A 19,444-nucleotide genomic window follows, 5' to 3' on the forward strand; every position below is an offset into this window, starting at 1 on the left:
CGGCCCTTTGGTTTTGGACTGCACGAATATGCCAAAATTTGCAAACATGTTACAGCCCAAACACCCAATCAGACACGCGTTACTATGGCGCCGCGGTGACGCGCTCACACCAATGGTCCAGAGCGGTCAATGGACCCTGCCACCGGGCACGCAGTAACTACGCCGGGTAGATGGGGAACGATTTGCACAACGCTGCGACCGAGGCTTTGCAGCGCAGAATTGTCGCGTCGGTATCACCCGCGGCCTCAGCTTCGATCAAATCCGCAATCACGATTGCCAACTGGTCGAACTCGGCCTCTTTCATTCCGCGGGTCGTTGCCGCGCTCACGCCCAGGCGCAATCCAACCCATTCTGGCGGTCGCGTGCTGTCATTGGGGATCGCGTTTTTGTTGGTCGTGATATTGGCCTTCTCCAGAACGACCTCGGCACGTTTGCCTGTGATACCCTTGGGGCTGAGATCCACGAGCACCAGATGCGTGTCAGTACCACCGGACACGATACGCAACCCCCGGGACTGCAAGGTTTCCGCGAGTTTGGCGGCGTTGGCTTTGACCTGCGCTCCGTAGTCCTTGAATTCATCCGTAAGCGCTTCGGCAAGGCAAACCGCTTTGGCCGCCAGAATCTGGCTGTGGATCGAACCCTGAACGCCGGGGAAAACCGCAGATTGCAGCCTCTTGAACCAGTCCTCGTTGTTGGTGAGGATCACCCCGCCACGAGGACCACGCAGTGTTTTTGTCGTGGTGCACGTCACAATGTCCGCATGCGGAAAAGGCGAAGGATGCACGCCCGCGGCGACCAGCCCGGCAATATGGGCCATGTCCACGTGAAAATGCGCACCGACCTTCCTGGCGATTTGCCCCATGCGCCCGAAGTCGATTTCCCGTGGATAGGCAGACCCACCCGCGATCAGCAGCTTTGGCCGGATTTCCTCGGCCAGTTTTTCCAGCGCATCGCAGTCAATGACCTCGGATTCGGCGTCGACACCATAATGATGCGGTTCGAACCAGCGACCCGACAGGTTGGCCTTCAGGCCGTGACTCAGATGACCGCCGGCGGCCAGATCCAGCGACAAGACCCTGTCACCAGGCTTGAGCAGCAGAAAGAAAACAGCAAGGTTCGCCTGGCTGCCGGAATGGGGCTGAACATTGGCATAGTCGCACCCGAACAGTTCCTTGGCGCGGTCGATTGCCGCCTGCTCGACGACGTCGACAAACTGACCGCCGCCGTGGAACCGGTTTCCCGGATACCCTTCAAGCGTCTTGTTGGTCATCTCATGCCCGAGAGCATCCAGCACCGCACGGCTGACGATATTTTCGGACGCGATCAGCTCAATTTGATCCTGCTGGCGCTTTTTCTCGTTTGCAAGAGCTTCTGCGACGACGGGGTCGGTCATCCTGACTGGGTTTTCAAAGTGCCGCGACATCCGGGCTCCTCCGATGCGATTGCGTTTTTTCCAAAATTCCAGAGTTCCACTGGCCGAAGCAAATCAGTATTGCTATTTATTTGCCGCAGAAAAACTAAGGCTTAAATGGATGTCACTTTCCCCTCGTCGCCCGAAAGGCCCACATCTCAATGCTTTACGAGCATTTGAAGCGGCGGCTCGGCTTGGAAGCTTTGCCGCTGCGGCAGACGATCTATCCGTTACTCCGGGCGCGATAACTCAGCACGTCAAGGCCCTTGAAGCCTGGGCCGGCACCCAACTTTTTGTCCGAAATGCCCGTGGAGTCGAGATGACGGCGCTCGCCGAAGAGCTTTTGCCCGGGTTCACCCAGGCGTTTGATCAATTGGGAATGGCCGTGCAGGAACTTCGAACCAAGGCCCTGCCGCGCAAAGTCAAGGTCGCCGCGCTGCCGTCGATCGCGCAATTGTGGCTGGCGCCCAGACTTGGAACGCTCAGGCAAATTGCCCCGGATTTGTCCGTGTCTGTTGTAGCCCTTGAAACGCCGCCAAACCTTGCGCGTGAGCCATTTGACATGACTTTGTTCTTTTCCGGTGAACCGATAGGCATCAACGAAATCAAAATAGCCGAAGATGTGATTTTCCCGGTTTGCGCCCCCTCGGTCGCGGACAGATTGAAATCTGTTTCAGATCTTTCGCGGGAAACCCTTCTCCATGACGGGGCATGGGCAAATGATTGGGACATTTGGCTGAACAGCCAACCAGATGGCGCACGTGTACCGAAGACGGGAACCGTGCACTCGTTGTATTCCGTCGCGCTGGAAGAGGCGCGTCATGGCGGTGGCGTGTTGATGGCGCACGAAGTTCTGGTTCAGAACTTGCTGGACAATGGCGATCTGGTTCGCCCGTTTTCGGCCTCGTTGAAGCTTCCCCGCGCAATGGTGGCCAAATTCACACCCTCTTTCAGCAGATCCCCCGCCTTCAAAGAGTTCAGATCGTTTTTGCTGAACGCAAACTGAAAAGCGGTGCCCGCAAAACGGGTTGTTCGCAACGATCAGGCCCGCCTTCCTCTGACAGTCTCGGCTGGCCAAACTTCGCGACGGATCCTTCGGGCAATACCATCAAATCCGTGAAGCTTCACATACTTAAGTCGTGGTCCGGCCTCGGACTGGAAGGTTGAGAAACGCGCCCCGACGATGCAAGCTGCTGTCAAGAACCATGGTTCGGGACGGAGGAAGAATGTCAGACGCGCGCCCCTCGGCGGAAACCGATCCTGGTCTCGCCGTACGCGACCTGAGCTTTCATTATGGCGCCAAGACGGCTTTGGATGCTGTCTCTTTTGACGTTTCGGCGGGGATGTTCTGCGGTCTGCTCGGTCCGAATGGGGCCGGTAAATCGACACTGGTGTCGCTGCTCACGCGATTGCTTGTGGCGCCGGACGGTGAAATCACGGTCGCAGGCCATGATCTGCGCCAATCCCCACGCAAGGCGCTGGCAAAGCTTGGCGTGGTCTTTCAGCAACCGACACTGGATCTGGGTTTGACGGTGCGCCAGAACATGGCCTATTTCGCGGCTCTGCATGGGTTGTCGCGATCCGAAGTCCCCGGCCGTATCGATGCGGCGCTGGATCGGCTGAACATGCGCGACCGCGCCGGGGAACGTGTGCGCGATCTCAATGGTGGTCATCGCCGCCGGATGGAACTGGCGCGTGCCCTGCTGCACGAACCTTCGGTGTTGCTGTTGGACGAACCGACCGTTGGGCTTGATGCCGCGGCTCGGCACGCGATAACCGACCATGTGCACGACCTGGCGGAACAGGGGCTGTGCGTCTTGTGGGCCACGCATCTGACAGATGAAATGCGCGACGACGACCAGCTTCTGGTTCTTCATCGCGGTCAGATTCTTGCCAGTGGGCAGGTGGGCCGCCTGCGGGGGGATCAAACACTGTCCGATTGGTTCCTGTCCCGAACCGAGGTGCCGGCATGAACGGGTTCCTGGGAGTCGCCCGCGCCATCATCGGACGCGAGTTTCTGCGTTTCATCCATCAACGCGAACGATTTCTGGCAGCCCTGGTCCGGCCAATGGTTTGGCTTTTGATCTTCGCAGCAGGGTTTCGCGCGGCCCTCGGCCTGTCGATCATTCCCCCCTACCAGACCTATATCACTTACGAGACCTATATCGTCCCCGGCCTGTGTGCGATGGTTCTGTTGTTCAATGGGATGCAAAGCTCGCTCAGCCTTGTCTACGACCGCGAGATGGGCTCGATGCGCCTACTGCTGACCAGCTCATTCCCGCGCTGGTGGCTGTTGTTCTGCCGTCTGCTGGGATCAACCGCGATATCCATCCTGCAAGTCTACACGTTTCTCGGATTGGCCGCTGTGTTCGGCATTGTCCTGCCCCTACCCGGATATGTCGCGGTTCTGCCGGGGCTGGTTCTAGGCGGTCTGATGCTGGGCGCGCTGGGGCTGGTGCTGTCCAGTTTCATCAAGCAGCTGGAGAATTTCGCCGGGGTGATGAACTTTGTCATCTTCCCGATGTTCTTCCTGTCCTCCGCCCTTTATCCGCTGTGGAAAATGGCTGAAAGCTCGCCATTGCTGCGTGATATCTGTGCGCTGAATCCTTTCACGCATGTGGTCGAGTTGATCCGGTTTTTGCTTTACTTGCAGATCAACTGGGGTGCCCTGCTGTGGGTTCTGGCGTCAACCGCGATACTGAGCGCGATCGCCGTTTGGGGGTATGATCCGGCCCGGGGCCTGATGAGGCGGAAATCATGACGGCCGCGCCACAAACCGCAAAGCGGAGTCTGCTTCTGAAAACACGCTTGGGCCTTGGGGCCGTCGTGCTGGGATCAGGCACCCTGCTGGCGGCCGCAATCCTTTACTTCGGGATGCAGACCGTCGCCAGCCGCCTGGAAACGGCTCTGGCATCGGAAACCCGCATGGCACGCTATGCTGCTCTGTCGACCCAGGCGGCCACATTTCTTGTGATCGCAACCGAGTCGATACAGACCGGCCAAACGGTCGAGTCTCGACTCGATCGCCTTTCGCCGATCCAAGACCAGATTGGGGCAACGTTTCTACAGCTTCGTTCCGATGTGGAAGATGCCGTTGCCGCGGTTCAATCCCTGGGGCTGAACGAACAATCGCGATACGGAACCCAATCCCTGGGTCTGGCCAGAATGGAAGCGCTGCTGGCCAGCACGCTGGAAGGGCTAGCCGACGCAGAAGCCGATCAGGCCCAGCTGCGCGCCTATGTCGACTCGTTTGCGTCGGCGTTTGATCCTCTGCTCAGCCAGGCGGTGAATACCGAGGTTCTGTTTCGAAACTCCGTCATGGCGGGGATCGAACGGACCCGTTGGGTTCTGACCTGGGCGGCACTGGCACTGGCACTGTTCGCCTTGCTCAGCACGGCGTGGTTCTATTTTGGCCTGGTGCGACCGCAGTTCTCTCGTCTGGATCGGCTGCGCAACGCGGCGGTTCAGGTCGGCCGATCCGAATTCGCAATTTCGCTGCCTCAAACCCGCAATGATGAGATCGGCCAGTTATATGGCGAGACCAACCGCATGGCCGCTGCATTGAGAAAACGCCAGGCCGAGGTTGACGCTGAATGGACCCGGTTGAACGAGACCATTGCCCAGCGAACCCGCGAACTGAGCGCTGCAAATGAATCCCTGTCCAAGATCGACGAAAACCGGCGCCGCTTTTTTGCTGATGTCAGTCACGAACTGCGCACACCGCTGACGGTCATCATGATGGAAGCTCAGATTGGCCAGAGGGATAACCAGACCGCGCCAGAGGCGTTGGCGACAATCGAAAGCAGCGCGGCAAAACTGAACCAGAGAATCGATGATTTGCTGCGCGTCGCCCGATCCGAAACCGGTGAGCTGGCTCTGGAACCAACCAACGTTGCACTATGCGATCTGATGCAAACAGTTGTGAGCGACATTCAACCTGAAATCGATGGCGCCGACATGCAGCTTGAAACGGGCGACTTCCCGGATTGTTCGTTGCGCTGTGACCTGAACTGGATTCGTCAGGTCCTGCTCAGTCTGATACGCAATGCGATCCGACATGCGCGGGACGGGAAGGCGTTGTTGCTGTCCGGCCAATCGGTTGATGGTGGCGTTCAAATACAGCTGACCGATAATGGCCCCGGAATTCCCGACGGCGCCCAAACCAGGATCTTCGAGCGGTTTGTTCAGGGAGGGGCAGCAAACAGTCAGGGTTTCGGTGTCGGGCTGGCACTGGCCAGGTGGATCGTCGAGGCCCATGAAGGAACCATTTCGGTGGCAAGCCCGGTTCCGCGTGAAAACGCCCTGGGATCAAATGCCGGTACAAATGTCTGCATTCGACTACCGCTGGCGGAGGCATAGAAAAATGGTCTCCAGACTGCTGATCATAGATGACGACCCCAGAATCACGTCGGCCCTTGTCCGGGGCCTGTCGCTGCACGGCTACTCAGCCGAGGCTGAAAACCGCGCCGACCAAGGGTTGGAGCGGTTGAAAAGCGGTGTATTCTCGGGCGCGATTGTCGATGTCATGCTGGGAACCGACAGTGGCATCGAACTGGTCCGGGCCGCACGTCTTGCCGGGGTCGGAATCCCGATATTGATGTTGTCTGCCCTTTCCGATGTCGATCATCGTGCCGCCGGGCTTGAAGCCGGGGCCGATGATTACGTCGTCAAGCCGTTCAGCTTTGATGAACTTGTCGCCCGGTTGCAGGTACAGGAACAACGCGTGCTCTCTCAGCGCCCGGACCCCGCGCGCCTGTCGTCGCAGGACAGAACGCTTTCGATCCGCAAGACACGCATTGCGCTCACCGAACGTGAATTCGAACTGCTCACGCTGCTCAACAGCAAGGCCGGATCGCCAATATCCCGAGGAGAACTGTTTGACACGCTCTGGTCACAGGACGGGTCCAGTAACGAAAATGTGGTGGACGTCTACATCGGATATCTGAGGAAGAAATTGGGGTTGGATGATTTTGGATTTGAAATCAAAACCATACGCAACCAGGGGTTTTGCATTCAGGGGGTCGCCCCGTTGTCGGATGACGCCTGAGTACCGACCAAAGTCTAAATCCTTCTTATGAATTAAGAGTCGCACGGGCGCATGAGACCTGCCACATTGCTCGCAAGCACTTTCTAGGAGGAGGACCCTGATATGGCTTGGAACAGACCTGTTATTCGCGAAATCGAATGCGGCATGGAAATCAACATGTACGGCCCCGATCATGACGATGAGCGCGGTGGTGGCCTGATCTGATCAGCCGCAGGCGCCAACAATAGATGACGTTGCGCGCGATAATACTTGGGGCCGCTGCTGGTGGCGGCCTTCCGCAATGGAATTGCGGATGTGAAAACTGCAATCTGGCCCGAAGCGGACATATTCCGGCGCAGACGCAATCATCACTCGCGGTCTCACCCGATGGCAAGAACTGGGCCATCCTGAACGCGTCTCCGGATATTCGAACGCAGCTTGGCAATACGCCCGTCCTGTATCCGACCGGGTTGCGAGCGGTGCCGGTTCAATCGGTGCTGGTGACAAATGGTGACATCGACCATGTGGCTGGCTTGCTGACGCTGCGCGAGATGCAGCCATTCACGCTGTTTGCAACCCAAAGCATTCAGGACGTCATCGCGCAGAACCCGATTTTCGACGCCTTGAACGCCTCGGTCGTCACACGCGCGCCGATCTCGTTGAATCAGACGTTCGATCTGGTTCCCGGCTTGCAGGCGTCATTGTTTCCGGTGCCCGGCAAAGTGCCTCTGTATCTTGAAGGGGAACATGTCGAAACCGAATTGGTTGGCGAACAAACCGTCGGGGTGGCACTGAGCGCGCAGGGGAAGACGGCATATTACATACCGGGCTGTGCCGCATTGACGCCCGAGCTGCGCGCCCGGCTTGACGAGGCCGATCTTTTGTTTTTCGACGGCACGCTTTGGCACGACACGGAAATGGTGCAGGCCGGGTTGGGTCAGAAAACGGGCAAGCGCATGGGCCATATGTCGATGGACGGCCACGATGGATCCATCGCTGGTTTCGACGATATGAAAATCGGCCGGAAAGTGTTCATCCACATGAACAACACCAATCCGGTTCTGCGCCCCGACAGCGCCGAGAACGCCCGGGCACGGGCGAAAGGCTGGACGATAGGCCAGGATGGCATGGAGATAACGCTATGACCCAAAGCCGCACAGAGTTCGAGGCCCGGCTTCGTCAGATCGGAGCCGAGCGTTACCACGACCTTCATCCGTTTCATCATCGCCTGCACGGTGGTCAATGCACGCCTGACGAAGTGCGGGCCTGGGTGATCAACCGCTACTATTATCAGCATTCCATCCCTATGAAGGACGCCGCCTTCATGTCGCGTGTAGAAGATCCTGCGCTGCGCCGAGCCTGGCGGTCGCGGATCGAAGATCATGACGGCACGGAAGACAACGAAGGTGGTATCCGGCGCTGGTTGCGACTGGCCGAAGCCGTCGGTCTGGATCCGGACTATGTCGCCTCATGCGACGGCGTATTGCCTGCCACCAGATTTGCGGTGGATGCTTACGTGCGATACGTCCGCGAAAAGTCGTTGCTGGAAGCGGTTGCGGCCTCACTCACAGAACTGTTTGCTCCAAAGATTCATGCCAACAGGATCGAAGGCCTGCTTCGGCATTACGATTTTGCGGATGACAGCTCACTTGCCTATTTCCGCAACCGCCTGAAAGAAGCCCCCAAGGATGTGGCCTTTGGTCTGGCATGGGTTCTGGATCATGCCGACACCGCAGAAAAACAGGACGCGGCAGCCAAGGCACTGATATTCAAGACCGATGTCCTCTGGTCGCAGCTGGATGCCCTGTGGGGCGCCTATGTCGAACCTGCCCGAATTCCTCCGGGGGCATGGAAGCCGGACACCGGTTTACGGATGCGGCAGGCGTCGTGATGTTGGCGCAGGAGGTCCCCTTGCTGCCGCGTGGTGTCCGCATCCATTTCGATTCCGTGCGGGAACAATGGGTTCTGCTGGCACCTGAACGAGCCGTGACGTTGGATCAGATCGGACATGCGATTCTGAGCGAAGTAGACGGCCAGCGCAGCTTTGGTCAGATCACCGCAAGACTGTCCAGGAAATACAACGCCCCGGAAGAACAGATTGTCGAAGACAGCTCGGGGTTTCTGGATGCCCTTCGGGTGCGTCGCTTTCTGGATGTCATCTGATGCAGGTAAACCCCCCTCCCCCCATTGCCATGCTGGCCGAGTTGACACATCGATGTCCGTTGTCCTGCCCCTATTGCTCCAACCCAGTCGAAATGGCCAAACTCGACAATGAAATGGATACCGAAACCTGGGCACGTGTTTTCAAAGAAGCGGCGGCGCTTGGTGTCTTGCAATTGCATCTGTCCGGCGGCGAACCCGCATCCCGCCGCGATCTGGTTGCGCTGGTCAATGCCGCGCGTGAGGCCGGGTTGTATACCAACCTGATCACGTCGGCGATCGGCCTGTCCGAGCGACGCCTGAATGAGCTGGACGAAGTCGGCCTGGACCATATCCAGCTTTCTCTTCAAGGCACTGACGCCGCGATGGCGGACAAGGTAGGCGGCTATCGGGGCGGGTTTGACCGCAAAATGAAAACGGTCGAATGGATCAAGAAGATCGGGTTTCCGCTGACCCTGAACTTCGTACTGCACCGTCGCAATGCCCACCAACTGCCGCGGGCGCTGGAACTGGCACAGGAGATGGGTGCTCGGCGAATCGAGGTTGCAACGGTGCAGTTCCACGGCTGGGCCTTGCGAAACAGGGATGCCTTGATGCCGACGCGGGAACAGGCGCAACAGGTGACGCGACAGGTGGCCGAGGCCAGAAAAGACCTCAAGGGGCAACTGGTCATCGATTATGTTCCGGCGGACTATCATGACGACTACCCCAAGCGATGCATGGGCGGCTGGGGGACAACCGGGCTGAACGTGGCGCCAGACGGTCAGGTTCTGCCTTGCCATGCGGCACAGTCCATCCCGCATCTGACATTTGACCGGGTACAGGACAAACCGCTTGCGGATATCTGGTTCCATGGCAGCGCGTTCAATGCCTATCGCGGCACGGATTGGATGTCGGACCCGTGCAAAACCTGCGAACGCAAAACCATTGATTTTGGTGGCTGCCGCTGTCAGGCCATGGCCGTTATCGGAGACGCAGCCGCCACCGATCCGGTTTGCATCAAATCACCCCACCATCAGACCCTGCAAAACCAGGCAAACGAACATGCCGCCAAATCGGATGCACCCTTTATATATCGTACCGCACCCGGTGCCGCGAGAGAGCCCGCAGAATGACCCTAACCAAGAACCGCACCGCTGGGCCCGGGTACCAGATTCAGGATCCGGTCGGAAAGCCGCTGTGCTTCCGGTTTGGAATGCGTCACGAACAGGGTCGCCGGGCGATGCCGCGTGATGAGGTCCTCGGTCAGCGTCAGCATCGTCTCGGCCGTTTCGGAATCCAGTGATACAAAAGGCTCGTCCATAATCAGAAATTCAGGCTGCCCGGCAAAGGCGCGCGCCAGAGAAAGCCGGCGCTGCTGACCCAATGACAATTGACCGGGAAACAAATCCCCCTTTTCGTCCAGGCCAACGTCTGACAGCGCAGCGTCAATGTCAGCCTGCGACAGGTTACCATGGATCAGGGCGAGATTATCGAAAGCCGAGCGCCATGGCAGCAAAGTGGGTTCCTGAAACACAATGGCAAGCCGATCCGGCCGCATGATCTCGCCTTCGAAATCCGGGTCAATGCCTGCCACCAATCGCAGCAGCGTCGTCTTTCCGATGCCCGATGGTCCGGTCAGCGCGACCGTTTCCCCGGCGGCGATGTCAAATGCAATGGGGCCCAGAACGGCGTGGTGTTCAAAGCGCTTCTTTCGGATGTCAATTCGGATCATGCAGTTCTCCACCGTCGAGCGCTACGCTCCAAAGGTTGAAGAACCAGCCATTCGACAACCAGCATGACGGCAATGAACGAAAACGCGTAGACCAGCACCATTGCCACATCAAACAGCTGAAAATACAAGTGGATTTGAAACCCGACACCGGATGAGCGCCCAAGAAACTCGACCACGAGCACGATCTTCCAGATCAGAGAAAGTCCGGACCGTGCGGCAGCTGCGATAAACGGGGCAAGCTGCGGCAGGATCACATGGCGCTGTCGCCTTTGCCACGGCATCCGGTAGACCCGTGCCAACGCATCCAGATCCGGGCTCAGCGCCCGGCCGCCCTCTCGGAGGATCGTCGCAACATTGGGAATTTTGTTCAGCGTAACCGCCGTGATCGCCGCAGCCTCGGTCAATCCGATCCAGAGGTAGCACAGCACGATCAGAACCAGCGCGGGCAGGTTCAGGAAGACAACCAGCCATGGATCGAGCCAGCGGTTCAGCGCATCCGACCGCCCCATGGCCAGGCCAATGATCGTTCCCAATGTCATTGCCAGCACGAACGCCCAGATCACGCGTGACAGGGTCGCGCCAAGGCTGCGCAGCAACTCTCCTGACGCAAGCTCTTGATGAAACCGGGGGATCAGGTCCCAGGGTTGCGGCAGTATCTGAGGGTCTGCGGTCAGCGACGCCGCAACAATCCACAACGCCACAAGGCCTGCGATAGACAAAAGCGGCGTGAGGCGCGCGTTTTGCATCTGATCCTATTCCACGTCGGCAAAAAGACCCTGCGGCACAGTCGTCGCGGCGCCCACCAGCTCAGCCCCGCCCAATTCGGCCATAAGTTCCAGCATCCTGTTGGCCGCGACCGCATCAACCGGGCGGCGATCGGGAATACCGGCGATCCAATCGAGCTTGAGTTGTTCAAACTGTGCATCGGACTTGACGTTCATCCGCGGTCTGATCGCCTCCCATGCTTCGGGCGAATTGGCCAGCAGGTCCTTGGCGTCGCGGCTGGCGGCAAACAGGCTTTGCGCAAGGTCGGGGTGTTCGTTCAGAAAACTCTCTTTCAGGTAATAGCCCAGCAAAGGCGTATTGGTGTCGAGCCCCAATGCCTGCCCGGCATCCTCAACCGAGATCAGCTCTTTCATGCCGGACGCTTTCATCTTGGCCAGGAAATGCCAGAAATTGATCGCCCCGGCATAATCGCCGTCCAAAGCAGATTTGAAGATCAGAGGCGGCGCACCGAACACCTGTTCGGTGTCGGCTTTCAAGTCCATCCCGTATTCCTTTGCTGCATATGCGCGCAGGATCAGCCAGGATTTATCCAGCGGTCCACCCGCGATGCCGATCTTGCCGCCCGCCAGGTCCTTCAAACTGGTTGCCGGGCTGTCAGCGGGCACAACCACGCCGCCCACGGCTTTGGAATAAGGGATGAACACATAGTCCTTGCCGGCAGCCCTTTGACGAGCAACCCAAATCCAGTCGGCAACCGCCAGATCAGCCTCATCCCCCTCAACCGCGATACGCGTTGCGCCATTGTCGGCAAAAGGTTGAACATCAAGGACAAAGCCATGTTTCTGATCCAGGCCGTTCCGGCGAATGGTCTCAAGTTCCCAATTGACCGTTCCGATCTTGAGTACGGCCGCGCGAATGGTCGGCAGGGTCTCGGCGGCCAAAGCCCCCGAACTGAAAGCAAATGCAAGGCACGCGGCAAATAGTTTGGACATGACCCGATCCCGTTTACTCGCTATTCCGCCTTTCGGCTGACTTCATTCAAGTCTTTGTCCAGTTTGATATCGAACTGGTTGCCGCCCTTGCAGATGACATCGTCCAGATCATAACCATCATCTTCAATTTCGATATCATCCGGGTCCATCTGGCACTCGACAGAGGCAAGATAGGCCTCGATCTTTGCCACCGTTTCCGCGTCAATGTCGTCGGCGAAAGCCGGGGCCGCCAGAAGCCCGGCGGTTATCAACATTGCAAATCTTTTCATGACGTTATCTCTCCTCTATTGAATACTCACCGTAATGCGTTGCGTGTCACCGGTGGAACCGGGGATGCGAATTTCATGACTGCCGGGTTTGATTGCGATAAACGACAATTCGGCGACGCCGGCCTTGTCAAATTCGATGCTGTCCACCGCCATAGGACGGATCTCGATCTTGTTGATCACGATCTCATTCATCCAGATCGCGCGAAAGAAAGACGGCCCTTCGATGGCCAGTTCCGCCGAACCGTCAGCGGTGATCTCAAGCTTGTAATACGCGCCGGATTGCAGAACCACGTCCTCACCCAGCGGTTGCCCCGAAGCAAGCGTCAGCTTGATGGTTTCCCCGCGGTTGCATTTCGCCAGAAGCCCGGCAAATCCCAGATCATCGCAAAGAGGTGCCGCCGATATCGGCCCACCCAGCGCCGCGACCATGGCCGCGATCATAAGTTTCTTCATTCCTGTCCCTCCCAGAACTTCAGTCAATGGTCACCACACCCCAGGGCTGTTGCCCGACCTGCACCGATTTGATCGCCTTTTCAGAGGCGACATCGATGATGGTGATGTCGTTTGAATTACCATTTGTGGTCAGCAGATATTTTTCGTCCGGCGTGAAATCCAACTGCCAGACCCGCTGCCCCACCAGGATATAGTCCAGAACTTCAAGGCTTTGCGCGTCAACGACGGCAACCCGGTTTGCAGGCCCCAAAGCAACGAACAGACGTTTGCCGTCCGAAGTCACCTTGGCACCGACGGGCTGCAGCCATTCCGGCTGCACGCCCGCCACTTCGAAACTGATTTTGCCGACAACCGTCGGCGTTCCGTCTTCTGCAATGTCCATCACAGTGACGGTTCCGCCGATTTCCGATGTCACGAACAGGCGCTTTCCATCCGCTGTGTACTGGGCATAGCGCGGGCGCTGGTCGACTAGGACATTATGCTTGATGGAATAATCCTCGGTGGAAATGAAATGCGCCATGTTGGTGGTCTCGGACGTGTTGACCACGAACTTGGCATCGGGGCTGATCCCCATGCCCTCGGGCTCGACGCCGACCGGAACCTCGGCCAGAATGGTGCGGGTTTCAGTGTCGGTGACCGTCACCAGATTGTCGTCCTCATTGGCGATATAGAGCCGCTTGCCCGAGGGTTCGAGAATGAAAAGTTCGGGGTCCGGACCAGAGGGCAAACTGGGAAGTTCCTCATAGGTCTCTGTATCAAATACCCGGATGATATTGTCATCCGAGGCACAGACATACAGCCTGCCGCCATCCGGGCTGACGGTGATCCCGCGCGGTCGGTTGCCGCCTGGAAATTCGGTGATCACTTCCCAGGTTTCGGTATCAACCACGGTAATCGTATTGCCCCGCTCGTTCGAGACAAAAGCCTTGCCCGCAAACACGGGACCCGCAGTCAGCGCAGCACAGGCAACGGTCAACAACAGTCGTTTCATCAATACCTCCGGTTACTCGAATGCGCGACAGCTGGATTCCGCCCTATCCAACCCCATCGTATCGAGCGGTGAGACCTGGTGCAGAAACCCCTCTTGCGGACTGACGCTGACAGTGATCGACCCGTCATACAGAAGGATCGGCTGACGCAACTGCCCGTTCCAATCGCGGAATGTCACTTTCTGTCCTTTGAATGCGGCAAGCTCAAACTCGTCCGACAGAGCATAATCCCGAACACCTTCGGGCTCTGCCGTACTGGCACGGGTCACGGCCTCGCCGATCACGCGCAGTGCAAGCCAGGTGTTGTAGTCTTCGGGGCGGACATAGCGCCCTGTCAGATCCTCGAAACGGGTCTGGAACTGGGTCGCGCCCCATGCCTCATGTGCGCCGTGAAACGTCGTCGGACGCAAGCCGCCTGAACCCATCACGGGGCGTGGGGTCCAAAGGTGATAGGACAGATAGCGCGCAAAATAATCGGTTTCGTCCGCGGCAATCACAACGTCATGGTCTCGCGCATCTTGCGTGTCCAATGGCAATTGGCGCTGAACAAGAACATGACCGGAATCCGTTCTGCGAGATCCCCCGGTATCCGCAAAGGTCCGATCTTCGGCAATCTTCGCGCCGAACTTGTTGGCTGCGCGGCGATACGCGTCCGCAAGCTGGACATCCTCGGGGTTGGATCCGGCCAACAGGAACCAGTCGCCCCATTTCTTCCAGACGGCAAACTGTGCGACCGCATCGGCCTTCATGGCGCGGGACGGCGCGATATGAAGCAGGTTGCCCCGGCAGTTTGCGTCGCGAAGATCGACATCAGGTGCAGACGCGTTGAAAACAAGCGCCCCGGACTCTGCCGCCTTGTCCGTCAGGCGCAACATGTCAGGCGCCTTGGCCAAAAGGACGATCAGGCGCACGCCTCCGGCAAGGATCTGGTCCATTGCGGCGTCAGCCTCTTCCGGAGGAACGGCCATCGTGACGGTCTCGTATGTATGTCCCAGAAATCCACCCGTGGTTCCGTTATCCTCATCCCCAAGCGCGGCACCGGCAAATCCCAGGTCGTCCGGTTTCAGATCATAACGCGAGATCGGCAGAAGCGACGGATAGTCGATCCGCAGCACCGCAGCCTTTACATCCAGCGCCGCCGCGGTCATCGCGGATGCACACCAAAGAAGCGCCGCAAGCAGCGGCAGCAGGCGAATATTCAAGATGTCCTCCCGTTGCCTGAAAGTCAGAGTTCAGGTTGAAACATCCGGGGCATAGCGCCCCGAAAAACGGAACCGATACTTTTGGCCGTGTTGTAAAACAAAGCCTATCAGCTTCATCATTGAGCTCGATTCTTATTTTATAAGAATGCGCGTATACGGTTGATCTTGCTGCGGTTTCCCGCGACACCCGCCGATTATTCATAGGGTGTTGCGGGTGACCAGCGACGTGCGCTCGCATGTCAGGTCTGACAGAAGAAACGCCGCGAGCGCGCAGCGTGTGCCAACGCTTTGCGCATTCAGGGAGGACATGGAATGAATCGACGATTTCTTCTTGCCGCAACCGCCGCTCTGCTGGTTCCGGGTCTGGTTTGGGCCCACGGGCCGACCCGGCAGAAAGTCACGCTGACTGCCGAGGTCGCAGCCTCACCAGAGGAAGTCTGGGCCGTTGTCGGGAACTTTGATGACATGTCGTGGCATCCGGCTGTGTTTGCGACCGAAGGAAACGGCGGCAATAAGATTGATGCGACCCGATTGCTGACACTTGGCCAGGAAGGCGGTCCGACGATCAATGAAATACTGTACAAGTACAGCGCAGAGAAAATGAGCTACTCCTACCGGATCACCGAAGTCGCGGTAGAGGTGCTGCCTGTCACCAACTACTCGTCGCATCTGACGGTAAAACCGCGTGATGGAGGTGGTTCGGTCATCGAATGGCGCGGTGCCTTCTATCGCGGGTATCCAAACAACGATCCTCCGGCCGAGTTGAATGACGAAGCCGCCATTGCCGCCGTGACCGGCGTCTATCAGGCGGGTCTCGACGCGTTGATCGAGCGGTTCGGTGCGGCAAGTTAGCAACCCGCTGATGTTGTTTTTGGCGCTCTCTGGCTGCCCGACACTGGCACAGACAGCATTCATCACCTGTCAGAACGGTGAGGAACTAAGCCGGATGGATCTTGCACGGATGCAGGAAACGGCCCGCTGGCCCCTAACTGGCAAGCCTGCGGGTGTTGCGGTTGGTCTGGATGAAACGCTGTTCACCGTATCCCCGGACAGCAAGATGGTCAGGCGTCTGTCTGCCAAGACCGGTGAAACGATCGCACAAGTCACGCTTGAAGGGGGGCCGATTGGAATCGCACTGGATCAGGATCGCGGGCGGGTTTTCGTCTCGGACTGGTACAACTCCCGACTGTGGGTGCTGGACAGTGAAACTCTGAAAGTTCAATCCGAGTTGCCCACCGGAGCCGCCCCGGCGGGTATTGCGATATCAAAAGACGGGCGTTTTCTGGCGTCGGCCGACAAGGACGCGGACCAGGTGTCGGTTTTCGATTCCGACACTCTTCAGCCTCTGCACCGCAGCCCGGTTGGATCACGCCCCTTCGGGCTGCGTTTTGACCCGGATGGGCGTCTGTTCGTCGGCAATGTCGGCAGCAATGATGTCAGCGTGGTCGATGCGGAAACCGGCTCCGTCCTCGCAACGGTCCCGGTCGGAGAACGCCCTTACGGCATCGCCTTCGCCCACGGCCGGGCGTTCGTCACGAACCAATATGCCAATACGCTCAGCGTCATATCTCTGGCGACGCTCGAACATGAGGGCGTGATTGATGTTGGAGAATACCCCGAAGGCATTGATGCGACGGCGGGCGAAGATCTTCTGGTCATCGCAAACTGGTTCGACAACACCGTCAGCATCGTGGACCCGCAGGCACTGTCGGTGTTAGAAACAATGGAAACCTGTGATGGGCCCCGTGCCTTTGGCAGGTTCCTGCAAGGAGGACGACCATGAAAGTTTCTCATCTGATTGCAGTCCTGTTCTGTGTGCTGGCGGCTCCGGTTTGGGCATCCAACGAGGCATGGGAAAATGTCCGAGCGATATTGTATGGCGACCGACCGATGCAAAACGGAGATGCGTTCATCGCGATTGATGCCCCCTATCGCACGCCCGACGATGCGCGGGCTCAACTGGCGGCTCAGATTGCGGCCCCTCGGGGGACGAAAGTGGCCAAGGTGACTTTGGTGCTGGACGAAAACCCGATGCCGGTTTCTGCCGTGTTCGAGTTGGAAGAACCATTGCCGAGTTTCTACTTCGACGTGACCATGCGCGTGAACGGCCCGACGCCGATACATGTCATCGCCGAAACCACGGATGGCCACCTTTGGGTGTCAGAAACTTTTGTCAAAACCTCGGGCCTTGGCGCCTGCGCGGCACCTCCCGGAACTGATCCGGAACTGGCGTTGGCAAACCTTGGAACGATGGAGGCCGAACTGGTGGGCCGCGTCCCTGCGTTGAACACACGGGCACGATTGTCCAGCTTGGGGGCGAACCGGGCCAACAAGATGGATCTGAACATTGATCACCCGTCGCATTCCGGAATGCAGATGGATCAGATTTCCCTGCTGTTCATCCCGATGCGATATGTAGAGACCGTGGATATCGATCTTGATGGCGCGGGGTATGTCCAGATGACGGGGTCGATTTCACTGTCCGAAAATCCAAGGGTCGGCATTTCCGTTCCAAGCAGGGCGCAAGCAGTTGACGTGACCATGACGGATACGGACGGCACGGTCAGTCATTTACACAAAAAACTGGCGGGTTTTTAGATCAGCCGCCTCCGGCAACGGGTTGGCCTGGGGCTGGCTTTACCCGTTCCAGCGGATAGCCCCACAAGGCCCAGCCGTCGGTACCTTCCGGGAACCAATAAACTTTGGTGTATCCCCATTCGATTGCGCGTCGGGCGGCATTCCAGCTCATCCAGCAATCTTCCAAGCAAAAGAACACGAGACCGTGGTTGATATCGCCATTGGTGCTGGCTTCTAGGCCGGTTCGAAAATAGTCTGCCGTAACATCGGCAATTGCGCCGTAGCCGACATTGGGCAACCACAGTGATCCCGGAATGCTGTCGCGCGGCTTGTCGCGCCAGATCGTGCCTTCAGGCAGATTGGCCGGTTTGGGCGGCTGCGGCAAAACGTCGATGAACGCGACGCTTTGTTCCTGCCACAGGCCGTGCGCCTCTTCCGGGCCGATGACCGTCCCGCCGGTTATCTGATCCGGCACCGGCGCGCGGTAGTGGTCCATGCGATAATCACCTGGTTCGGGTACTGTCTGCGCTATTGCGGCAGTCGAGATCAACGCAATTGCCACCGTTGTCCGTATCATTGCGACAGGTCCAGAACCTCTGTCCCCAGATCATTCACCAAGGGAACACCGGCTTCGGCCAATAACGAATTGATCTCGTCCTGGTTGCGCCGGATCAGGGAATTCAGCTGTCTCTGCCATACCTTCTCACCCTGCCGCACGCCCATGGTGATGCGATAGAACAGGCGCGGCGGCAGCTCTTCCTTGACCAGTGGGATCACCTTGAAATCAGGATAGTCCGCCTTGACCAATGGTCCGCCCAGCGGGCCCCAAAGAATGGCCGCATCGATCTCACCTGTTTGCAGGTCATCCAGCATGTCGATGGCCGGGCTTTCCACACGTCGGTCAACGAAGAGGTTATAAGGCTTGGCTTGCCCGATCAGCCCGTTCCGCGCCATATGAGCCGCAGGCGGTGTACCCGCCACGATCCCGATCCGTTTCCCTTTGAGCATGGGATCGTTCAGCCTGTCCACCTGGGCCAGATCACTGTCCATCGGCACGATCAGCGCATAGGCGGACGTGTAGTAGTGGTTGGTGTTCTGCACCAGCTCATGACCTTGCGCATAACCGATCACCACATCGCAACGTTTGGCGGCCAGCGTGTTCCGTATGAAGCCTGTCGCCTGCGGAAACCAGACATATTGCACGGGCAGTTCCAGCTTTTCGGCAATCAATTCGGCCAGTTTGTTTTCATATCCCGATCCATCCTTGGATGACACGGGATAGTTGGCTGGATCCGCACAAACGCGAAAAGCCGTTCTTGAAACCAGGTCAGACGTCTGCGCCGACACGGGCACTGCCTGACAAAGCCAGACGCAAAGTCCGAAAATCGGCAGGCAGGCCTTAGCCCATACACGCATCTTCATCCTCGCGGATCACGTCAGATTTCGCCTCTTTCTTGGGAGGGCGGCCACGCGGGATCGCGCCCGATCCATGGGCTTTGAGATATACATAGATATCATCAAGAAAGCACATCACATTCGGGTTGTCGCCAAATCCCGGCATCACCGAGTTTTCAGCGGCGTTCACCACCTGGCGGCCATTGGTGACGATATCAACGAAGTCGTAATAATCCATTTCCAGCGCTGAGTTTTTCAGAGCCGGCGCATAGGTCGAGCCCTCGCCATCCGGGCCATGACAGACATGGCATTCTGCGTGATAGCGCCGGAAGCCTGAAAATGTCATCCAGTCCACGGTTCCATCCTCGGCCACGTTGAATGTCGGGATATCGTCTTCGGTGTAATACCGTCCATCTTCGGAATACGCGACTGCCAGATTGTCAGCAATGGCGGCAACAGGAAGGCACAATGCAAGAATTGATGCCAGAAGACGTACAGAATGGTTCATGGAACGCTCGTTTCTTTTCAAG

Annotated in this window: 24 protein-coding genes; 13 read left to right on the forward strand and 11 right to left on the reverse strand. The window is 58.0% G+C overall.

Translation table 11 applies throughout. The features are described from left to right. Positions 1 to 157: 157 nt before the first annotated feature. Positions 158 to 1,423, reverse strand: coding sequence for a serine hydroxymethyltransferase (glyA, locus tag GS612_RS12280; RefSeq protein ID WP_171640659.1), 1,266 nt, complete (start codon positions 1,421 to 1,423; stop codon positions 158 to 160). 109 nt (positions 1,424 to 1,532) lie between these two features. Here glyA and GS612_RS12285 point away from each other — a divergent pair, with 109 nt between their 5' ends. The 10 genes from GS612_RS12285 to pqqE all read left to right on the forward strand — a co-directional run bounded on the left by GS612_RS12285 (position 1,533) and on the right by pqqE (position 9,712). Further along, on the forward strand, positions 1,533 to 2,417 hold the full coding sequence (locus GS612_RS12285; RefSeq protein ID WP_171640661.1) for a LysR family transcriptional regulator: 885 nt from the start codon (positions 1,533 to 1,535) through the stop codon (positions 2,415 to 2,417). A 220-nt stretch (positions 2,418 to 2,637) separates the two neighbouring features. Next, positions 2,638 to 3,384: an ABC transporter ATP-binding protein gene (locus GS612_RS12290; RefSeq protein WP_171363232.1), complete on the forward strand. Its 747-nt coding sequence runs from the start codon at positions 2,638 to 2,640 to the stop codon at positions 3,382 to 3,384. Next, positions 3,381 to 4,172 (forward strand): ABC transporter permease, encoded by a 792-nt coding sequence (locus GS612_RS12295; RefSeq protein ID WP_171205922.1) that lies wholly within the window; start codon positions 3,381 to 3,383, stop codon positions 4,170 to 4,172. Before GS612_RS12290 ends, GS612_RS12295 begins: the two co-directional genes overlap by 4 nt. Continuing rightward, a complete protein-coding gene (locus GS612_RS12300; RefSeq protein ID WP_171640663.1) occupies positions 4,169 to 5,770 on the forward strand; it encodes a HAMP domain-containing sensor histidine kinase in 1,602 nt (533 codons plus the stop codon). Before GS612_RS12295 ends, GS612_RS12300 begins: the two co-directional genes overlap by 4 nt. 4 nt (positions 5,771 to 5,774) lie before the next feature. Next, on the forward strand, positions 5,775 to 6,458 hold the full coding sequence (locus GS612_RS12305; RefSeq protein WP_171232373.1) for a response regulator transcription factor: 684 nt from the start codon (positions 5,775 to 5,777) through the stop codon (positions 6,456 to 6,458). A 102-nt stretch (positions 6,459 to 6,560) separates the two neighbouring features. Continuing rightward, positions 6,561 to 6,662 (forward strand): pyrroloquinoline quinone precursor peptide PqqA, encoded by a 102-nt coding sequence (pqqA, locus tag GS612_RS12310; RefSeq protein ID WP_117873022.1) that lies wholly within the window; start codon positions 6,561 to 6,563, stop codon positions 6,660 to 6,662. 23 nt (positions 6,663 to 6,685) lie between these two features. Next, positions 6,686 to 7,582: a pyrroloquinoline quinone biosynthesis protein PqqB gene (gene pqqB, locus GS612_RS12315; protein ID WP_171640665.1), complete on the forward strand. Its 897-nt coding sequence runs from the start codon at positions 6,686 to 6,688 to the stop codon at positions 7,580 to 7,582. Further along, positions 7,579 to 8,328 carry a pyrroloquinoline-quinone synthase PqqC gene (gene pqqC, locus GS612_RS12320; protein ID WP_171232375.1) on the forward strand — a complete coding sequence of 250 codons (750 nt, stop codon included), beginning with the start codon at positions 7,579 to 7,581 and terminating at the stop codon, positions 8,326 to 8,328. The genes pqqB and pqqC overlap by 4 nt, the downstream gene beginning before the upstream one ends. Further along, a complete protein-coding gene (gene pqqD / locus GS612_RS12325) occupies positions 8,328 to 8,600 on the forward strand; it encodes a pyrroloquinoline quinone biosynthesis peptide chaperone PqqD (protein WP_171229477.1) in 273 nt (90 codons plus the stop codon). Before pqqC ends, pqqD begins: the two co-directional genes overlap by 1 nt. After that, positions 8,600 to 9,712 (forward strand): pyrroloquinoline quinone biosynthesis protein PqqE, encoded by a 1,113-nt coding sequence (gene pqqE, locus GS612_RS12330; RefSeq protein ID WP_171640667.1) that lies wholly within the window; start codon positions 8,600 to 8,602, stop codon positions 9,710 to 9,712. The genes pqqD and pqqE overlap by 1 nt, the downstream gene beginning before the upstream one ends. Before the next feature lie 2 nt (positions 9,713 to 9,714). Here pqqE and GS612_RS12335 read toward each other — a convergent pair whose 3' ends face one another. From GS612_RS12335 to GS612_RS12365, 7 genes are read right to left on the reverse strand one after another with little or no spacing between them, the layout of a single operon-like run. Continuing rightward, the gene (locus tag GS612_RS12335; protein ID WP_171640669.1) at positions 9,715 to 10,311 is read right to left on the reverse strand and encodes an ABC transporter ATP-binding protein; all 597 of its coding nucleotides are present in this window, start codon (positions 10,309 to 10,311) and stop codon (positions 9,715 to 9,717) included. Beyond that, positions 10,308 to 11,057 carry an ABC transporter permease gene (locus GS612_RS12340; RefSeq protein WP_171640671.1) on the reverse strand — a complete coding sequence of 250 codons (750 nt, stop codon included), beginning with the start codon at positions 11,055 to 11,057 and terminating at the stop codon, positions 10,308 to 10,310. Before GS612_RS12340 ends, GS612_RS12335 begins: the two co-directional genes overlap by 4 nt. 6 nt (positions 11,058 to 11,063) lie before the next feature. Next, positions 11,064 to 12,029, reverse strand: a complete 966-nt coding sequence (locus GS612_RS12345) for an ABC transporter substrate-binding protein (RefSeq protein WP_171640673.1) — start codon at positions 12,027 to 12,029, stop codon at positions 11,064 to 11,066. A 20-nt stretch (positions 12,030 to 12,049) separates the two neighbouring features. After that, entirely contained in the window at positions 12,050 to 12,298 is a 249-nt protein-coding gene (locus GS612_RS12350) for a PepSY domain-containing protein (RefSeq protein ID WP_171229290.1), read from the reverse strand. Positions 12,299 to 12,313: 15 nt separating this feature from the next. Beyond that, positions 12,314 to 12,751, reverse strand: a complete 438-nt coding sequence (locus GS612_RS12355) for a hypothetical protein (RefSeq protein WP_171170174.1) — start codon at positions 12,749 to 12,751, stop codon at positions 12,314 to 12,316. Positions 12,752 to 12,770: 19 nt separating this feature from the next. Beyond that, entirely contained in the window at positions 12,771 to 13,742 is a 972-nt protein-coding gene (locus tag GS612_RS12360) for a YVTN family beta-propeller repeat protein (RefSeq protein ID WP_171640675.1), read from the reverse strand. 12 nt (positions 13,743 to 13,754) lie between these two features. After that, on the reverse strand, positions 13,755 to 14,888 hold the full coding sequence (locus tag GS612_RS12365) for an ABC transporter substrate-binding protein (RefSeq protein WP_171641024.1): 1,134 nt from the start codon (positions 14,886 to 14,888) through the stop codon (positions 13,755 to 13,757). A gap of 366 nt (positions 14,889 to 15,254) precedes the next feature. Here GS612_RS12365 and GS612_RS12370 point away from each other — a divergent pair, with 366 nt between their 5' ends. Genes GS612_RS12370 through GS612_RS12380 form a run of 3 tightly spaced genes read left to right on the forward strand, consistent with a single transcriptional unit; the run spans position 15,255 to position 17,540 of the window. Beyond that, entirely contained in the window at positions 15,255 to 15,794 is a 540-nt protein-coding gene (locus GS612_RS12370; protein WP_171640684.1) for an SRPBCC family protein, read from the forward strand. Between the two features lie 10 nt (positions 15,795 to 15,804). Continuing rightward, on the forward strand, positions 15,805 to 16,725 hold the full coding sequence (locus tag GS612_RS12375) for a YncE family protein (RefSeq protein WP_171640686.1): 921 nt from the start codon (positions 15,805 to 15,807) through the stop codon (positions 16,723 to 16,725). Next, on the forward strand, positions 16,722 to 17,540 hold the full coding sequence (locus tag GS612_RS12380; RefSeq protein ID WP_171640688.1) for a quinoprotein dehydrogenase-associated SoxYZ-like carrier: 819 nt from the start codon (positions 16,722 to 16,724) through the stop codon (positions 17,538 to 17,540). The genes GS612_RS12375 and GS612_RS12380 overlap by 4 nt, the downstream gene beginning before the upstream one ends. Position 17,541: 1 nt before the next feature. On the opposite strand, the gene GS612_RS12385 is transcribed toward GS612_RS12380, so the two are convergent. Genes GS612_RS12385 through GS612_RS12395 form a run of 3 tightly spaced genes read right to left on the reverse strand, consistent with a single transcriptional unit; the run spans position 17,542 to position 19,422 of the window. Continuing rightward, positions 17,542 to 18,096 (reverse strand): PQQ-dependent catabolism-associated CXXCW motif protein, encoded by a 555-nt coding sequence (locus GS612_RS12385; RefSeq protein WP_171640690.1) that lies wholly within the window; start codon positions 18,094 to 18,096, stop codon positions 17,542 to 17,544. Continuing rightward, a complete protein-coding gene (locus GS612_RS12390) occupies positions 18,093 to 18,935 on the reverse strand; it encodes a substrate-binding domain-containing protein (protein WP_371809338.1) in 843 nt (280 codons plus the stop codon). Before GS612_RS12390 ends, GS612_RS12385 begins: the two co-directional genes overlap by 4 nt. Continuing rightward, complete coding sequence (locus GS612_RS12395) at positions 18,919 to 19,422, reverse strand: c-type cytochrome, methanol metabolism-related (protein ID WP_171118318.1); 504 nt, start codon at positions 19,420 to 19,422, stop codon at positions 18,919 to 18,921. The genes GS612_RS12390 and GS612_RS12395 overlap by 17 nt, the downstream gene beginning before the upstream one ends. Positions 19,423 to 19,444: the final 22 nt, after the last annotated feature.

The sequence above is a fragment of the Ruegeria sp. HKCCD6157 genome (assembly GCF_013110685.1).
In the GTDB taxonomy this organism is placed as follows: Bacteria; Pseudomonadota; Alphaproteobacteria; order Rhodobacterales; family Rhodobacteraceae; genus Ruegeria.

Coding starts and splice junctions, on each gene's coding strand:
- GS612_RS12390 (WP_371809338.1), bottom strand. CDS start 18,935: ATGCGTGTATGGGCTAAGGCCTGCCTGCCGATTTTCGGACTTTGCGTC.
- GS612_RS12360 (WP_171640675.1), bottom strand. CDS start 13,742: ATGAAACGACTGTTGTTGACCGTTGCCTGTGCTGCGCTGACTGCGGGT.
- GS612_RS12350 (WP_171229290.1), bottom strand. CDS start 12,298: ATGAAAAGATTTGCAATGTTGATAACCGCCGGGCTTCTGGCGGCCCCG.
- GS612_RS12335 (WP_171640669.1), bottom strand. CDS start 10,311: ATGATCCGAATTGACATCCGAAAGAAGCGCTTTGAACACCACGCCGTT.
- pqqE (WP_171640667.1), top strand. CDS start 8,600: ATGCAGGTAAACCCCCCTCCCCCCATTGCCATGCTGGCCGAGTTGACA.
- pqqB (WP_171640665.1), top strand. CDS start 6,686: ATGACGTTGCGCGCGATAATACTTGGGGCCGCTGCTGGTGGCGGCCTT.
- GS612_RS12305 (WP_171232373.1), top strand. CDS start 5,775: ATGGTCTCCAGACTGCTGATCATAGATGACGACCCCAGAATCACGTCG.
- GS612_RS12290 (WP_171363232.1), top strand. CDS start 2,638: ATGTCAGACGCGCGCCCCTCGGCGGAAACCGATCCTGGTCTCGCCGTA.
- GS612_RS12295 (WP_171205922.1), top strand. CDS start 3,381: ATGAACGGGTTCCTGGGAGTCGCCCGCGCCATCATCGGACGCGAGTTT.
- GS612_RS12345 (WP_171640673.1), bottom strand. CDS start 12,029: ATGTCCAAACTATTTGCCGCGTGCCTTGCATTTGCTTTCAGTTCGGGG.
- GS612_RS12395 (WP_171118318.1), bottom strand. CDS start 19,422: ATGAACCATTCTGTACGTCTTCTGGCATCAATTCTTGCATTGTGCCTT.
- GS612_RS12340 (WP_171640671.1), bottom strand. CDS start 11,057: ATGCAAAACGCGCGCCTCACGCCGCTTTTGTCTATCGCAGGCCTTGTG.
- GS612_RS12355 (WP_171170174.1), bottom strand. CDS start 12,751: ATGAAGAAACTTATGATCGCGGCCATGGTCGCGGCGCTGGGTGGGCCG.
- GS612_RS12380 (WP_171640688.1), top strand. CDS start 16,722: ATGAAAGTTTCTCATCTGATTGCAGTCCTGTTCTGTGTGCTGGCGGCT.
- pqqC (WP_171232375.1), top strand. CDS start 7,579: ATGACCCAAAGCCGCACAGAGTTCGAGGCCCGGCTTCGTCAGATCGGA.
- GS612_RS12285 (WP_171640661.1), top strand. CDS start 1,533: ATGTCACTTTCCCCTCGTCGCCCGAAAGGCCCACATCTCAATGCTTTA.
- pqqA (WP_117873022.1), top strand. CDS start 6,561: ATGGCTTGGAACAGACCTGTTATTCGCGAAATCGAATGCGGCATGGAA.
- GS612_RS12375 (WP_171640686.1), top strand. CDS start 15,805: ATGTTGTTTTTGGCGCTCTCTGGCTGCCCGACACTGGCACAGACAGCA.
- pqqD (WP_171229477.1), top strand. CDS start 8,328: ATGTTGGCGCAGGAGGTCCCCTTGCTGCCGCGTGGTGTCCGCATCCAT.
- GS612_RS12370 (WP_171640684.1), top strand. CDS start 15,255: ATGAATCGACGATTTCTTCTTGCCGCAACCGCCGCTCTGCTGGTTCCG.
- GS612_RS12300 (WP_171640663.1), top strand. CDS start 4,169: ATGACGGCCGCGCCACAAACCGCAAAGCGGAGTCTGCTTCTGAAAACA.
- GS612_RS12385 (WP_171640690.1), bottom strand. CDS start 18,096: ATGATACGGACAACGGTGGCAATTGCGTTGATCTCGACTGCCGCAATA.
- glyA (WP_171640659.1), bottom strand. CDS start 1,423: ATGTCGCGGCACTTTGAAAACCCAGTCAGGATGACCGACCCCGTCGTC.
- GS612_RS12365 (WP_171641024.1), bottom strand. CDS start 14,888: ATGACCGCGGCGGCGCTGGATGTAAAGGCTGCGGTGCTGCGGATCGAC.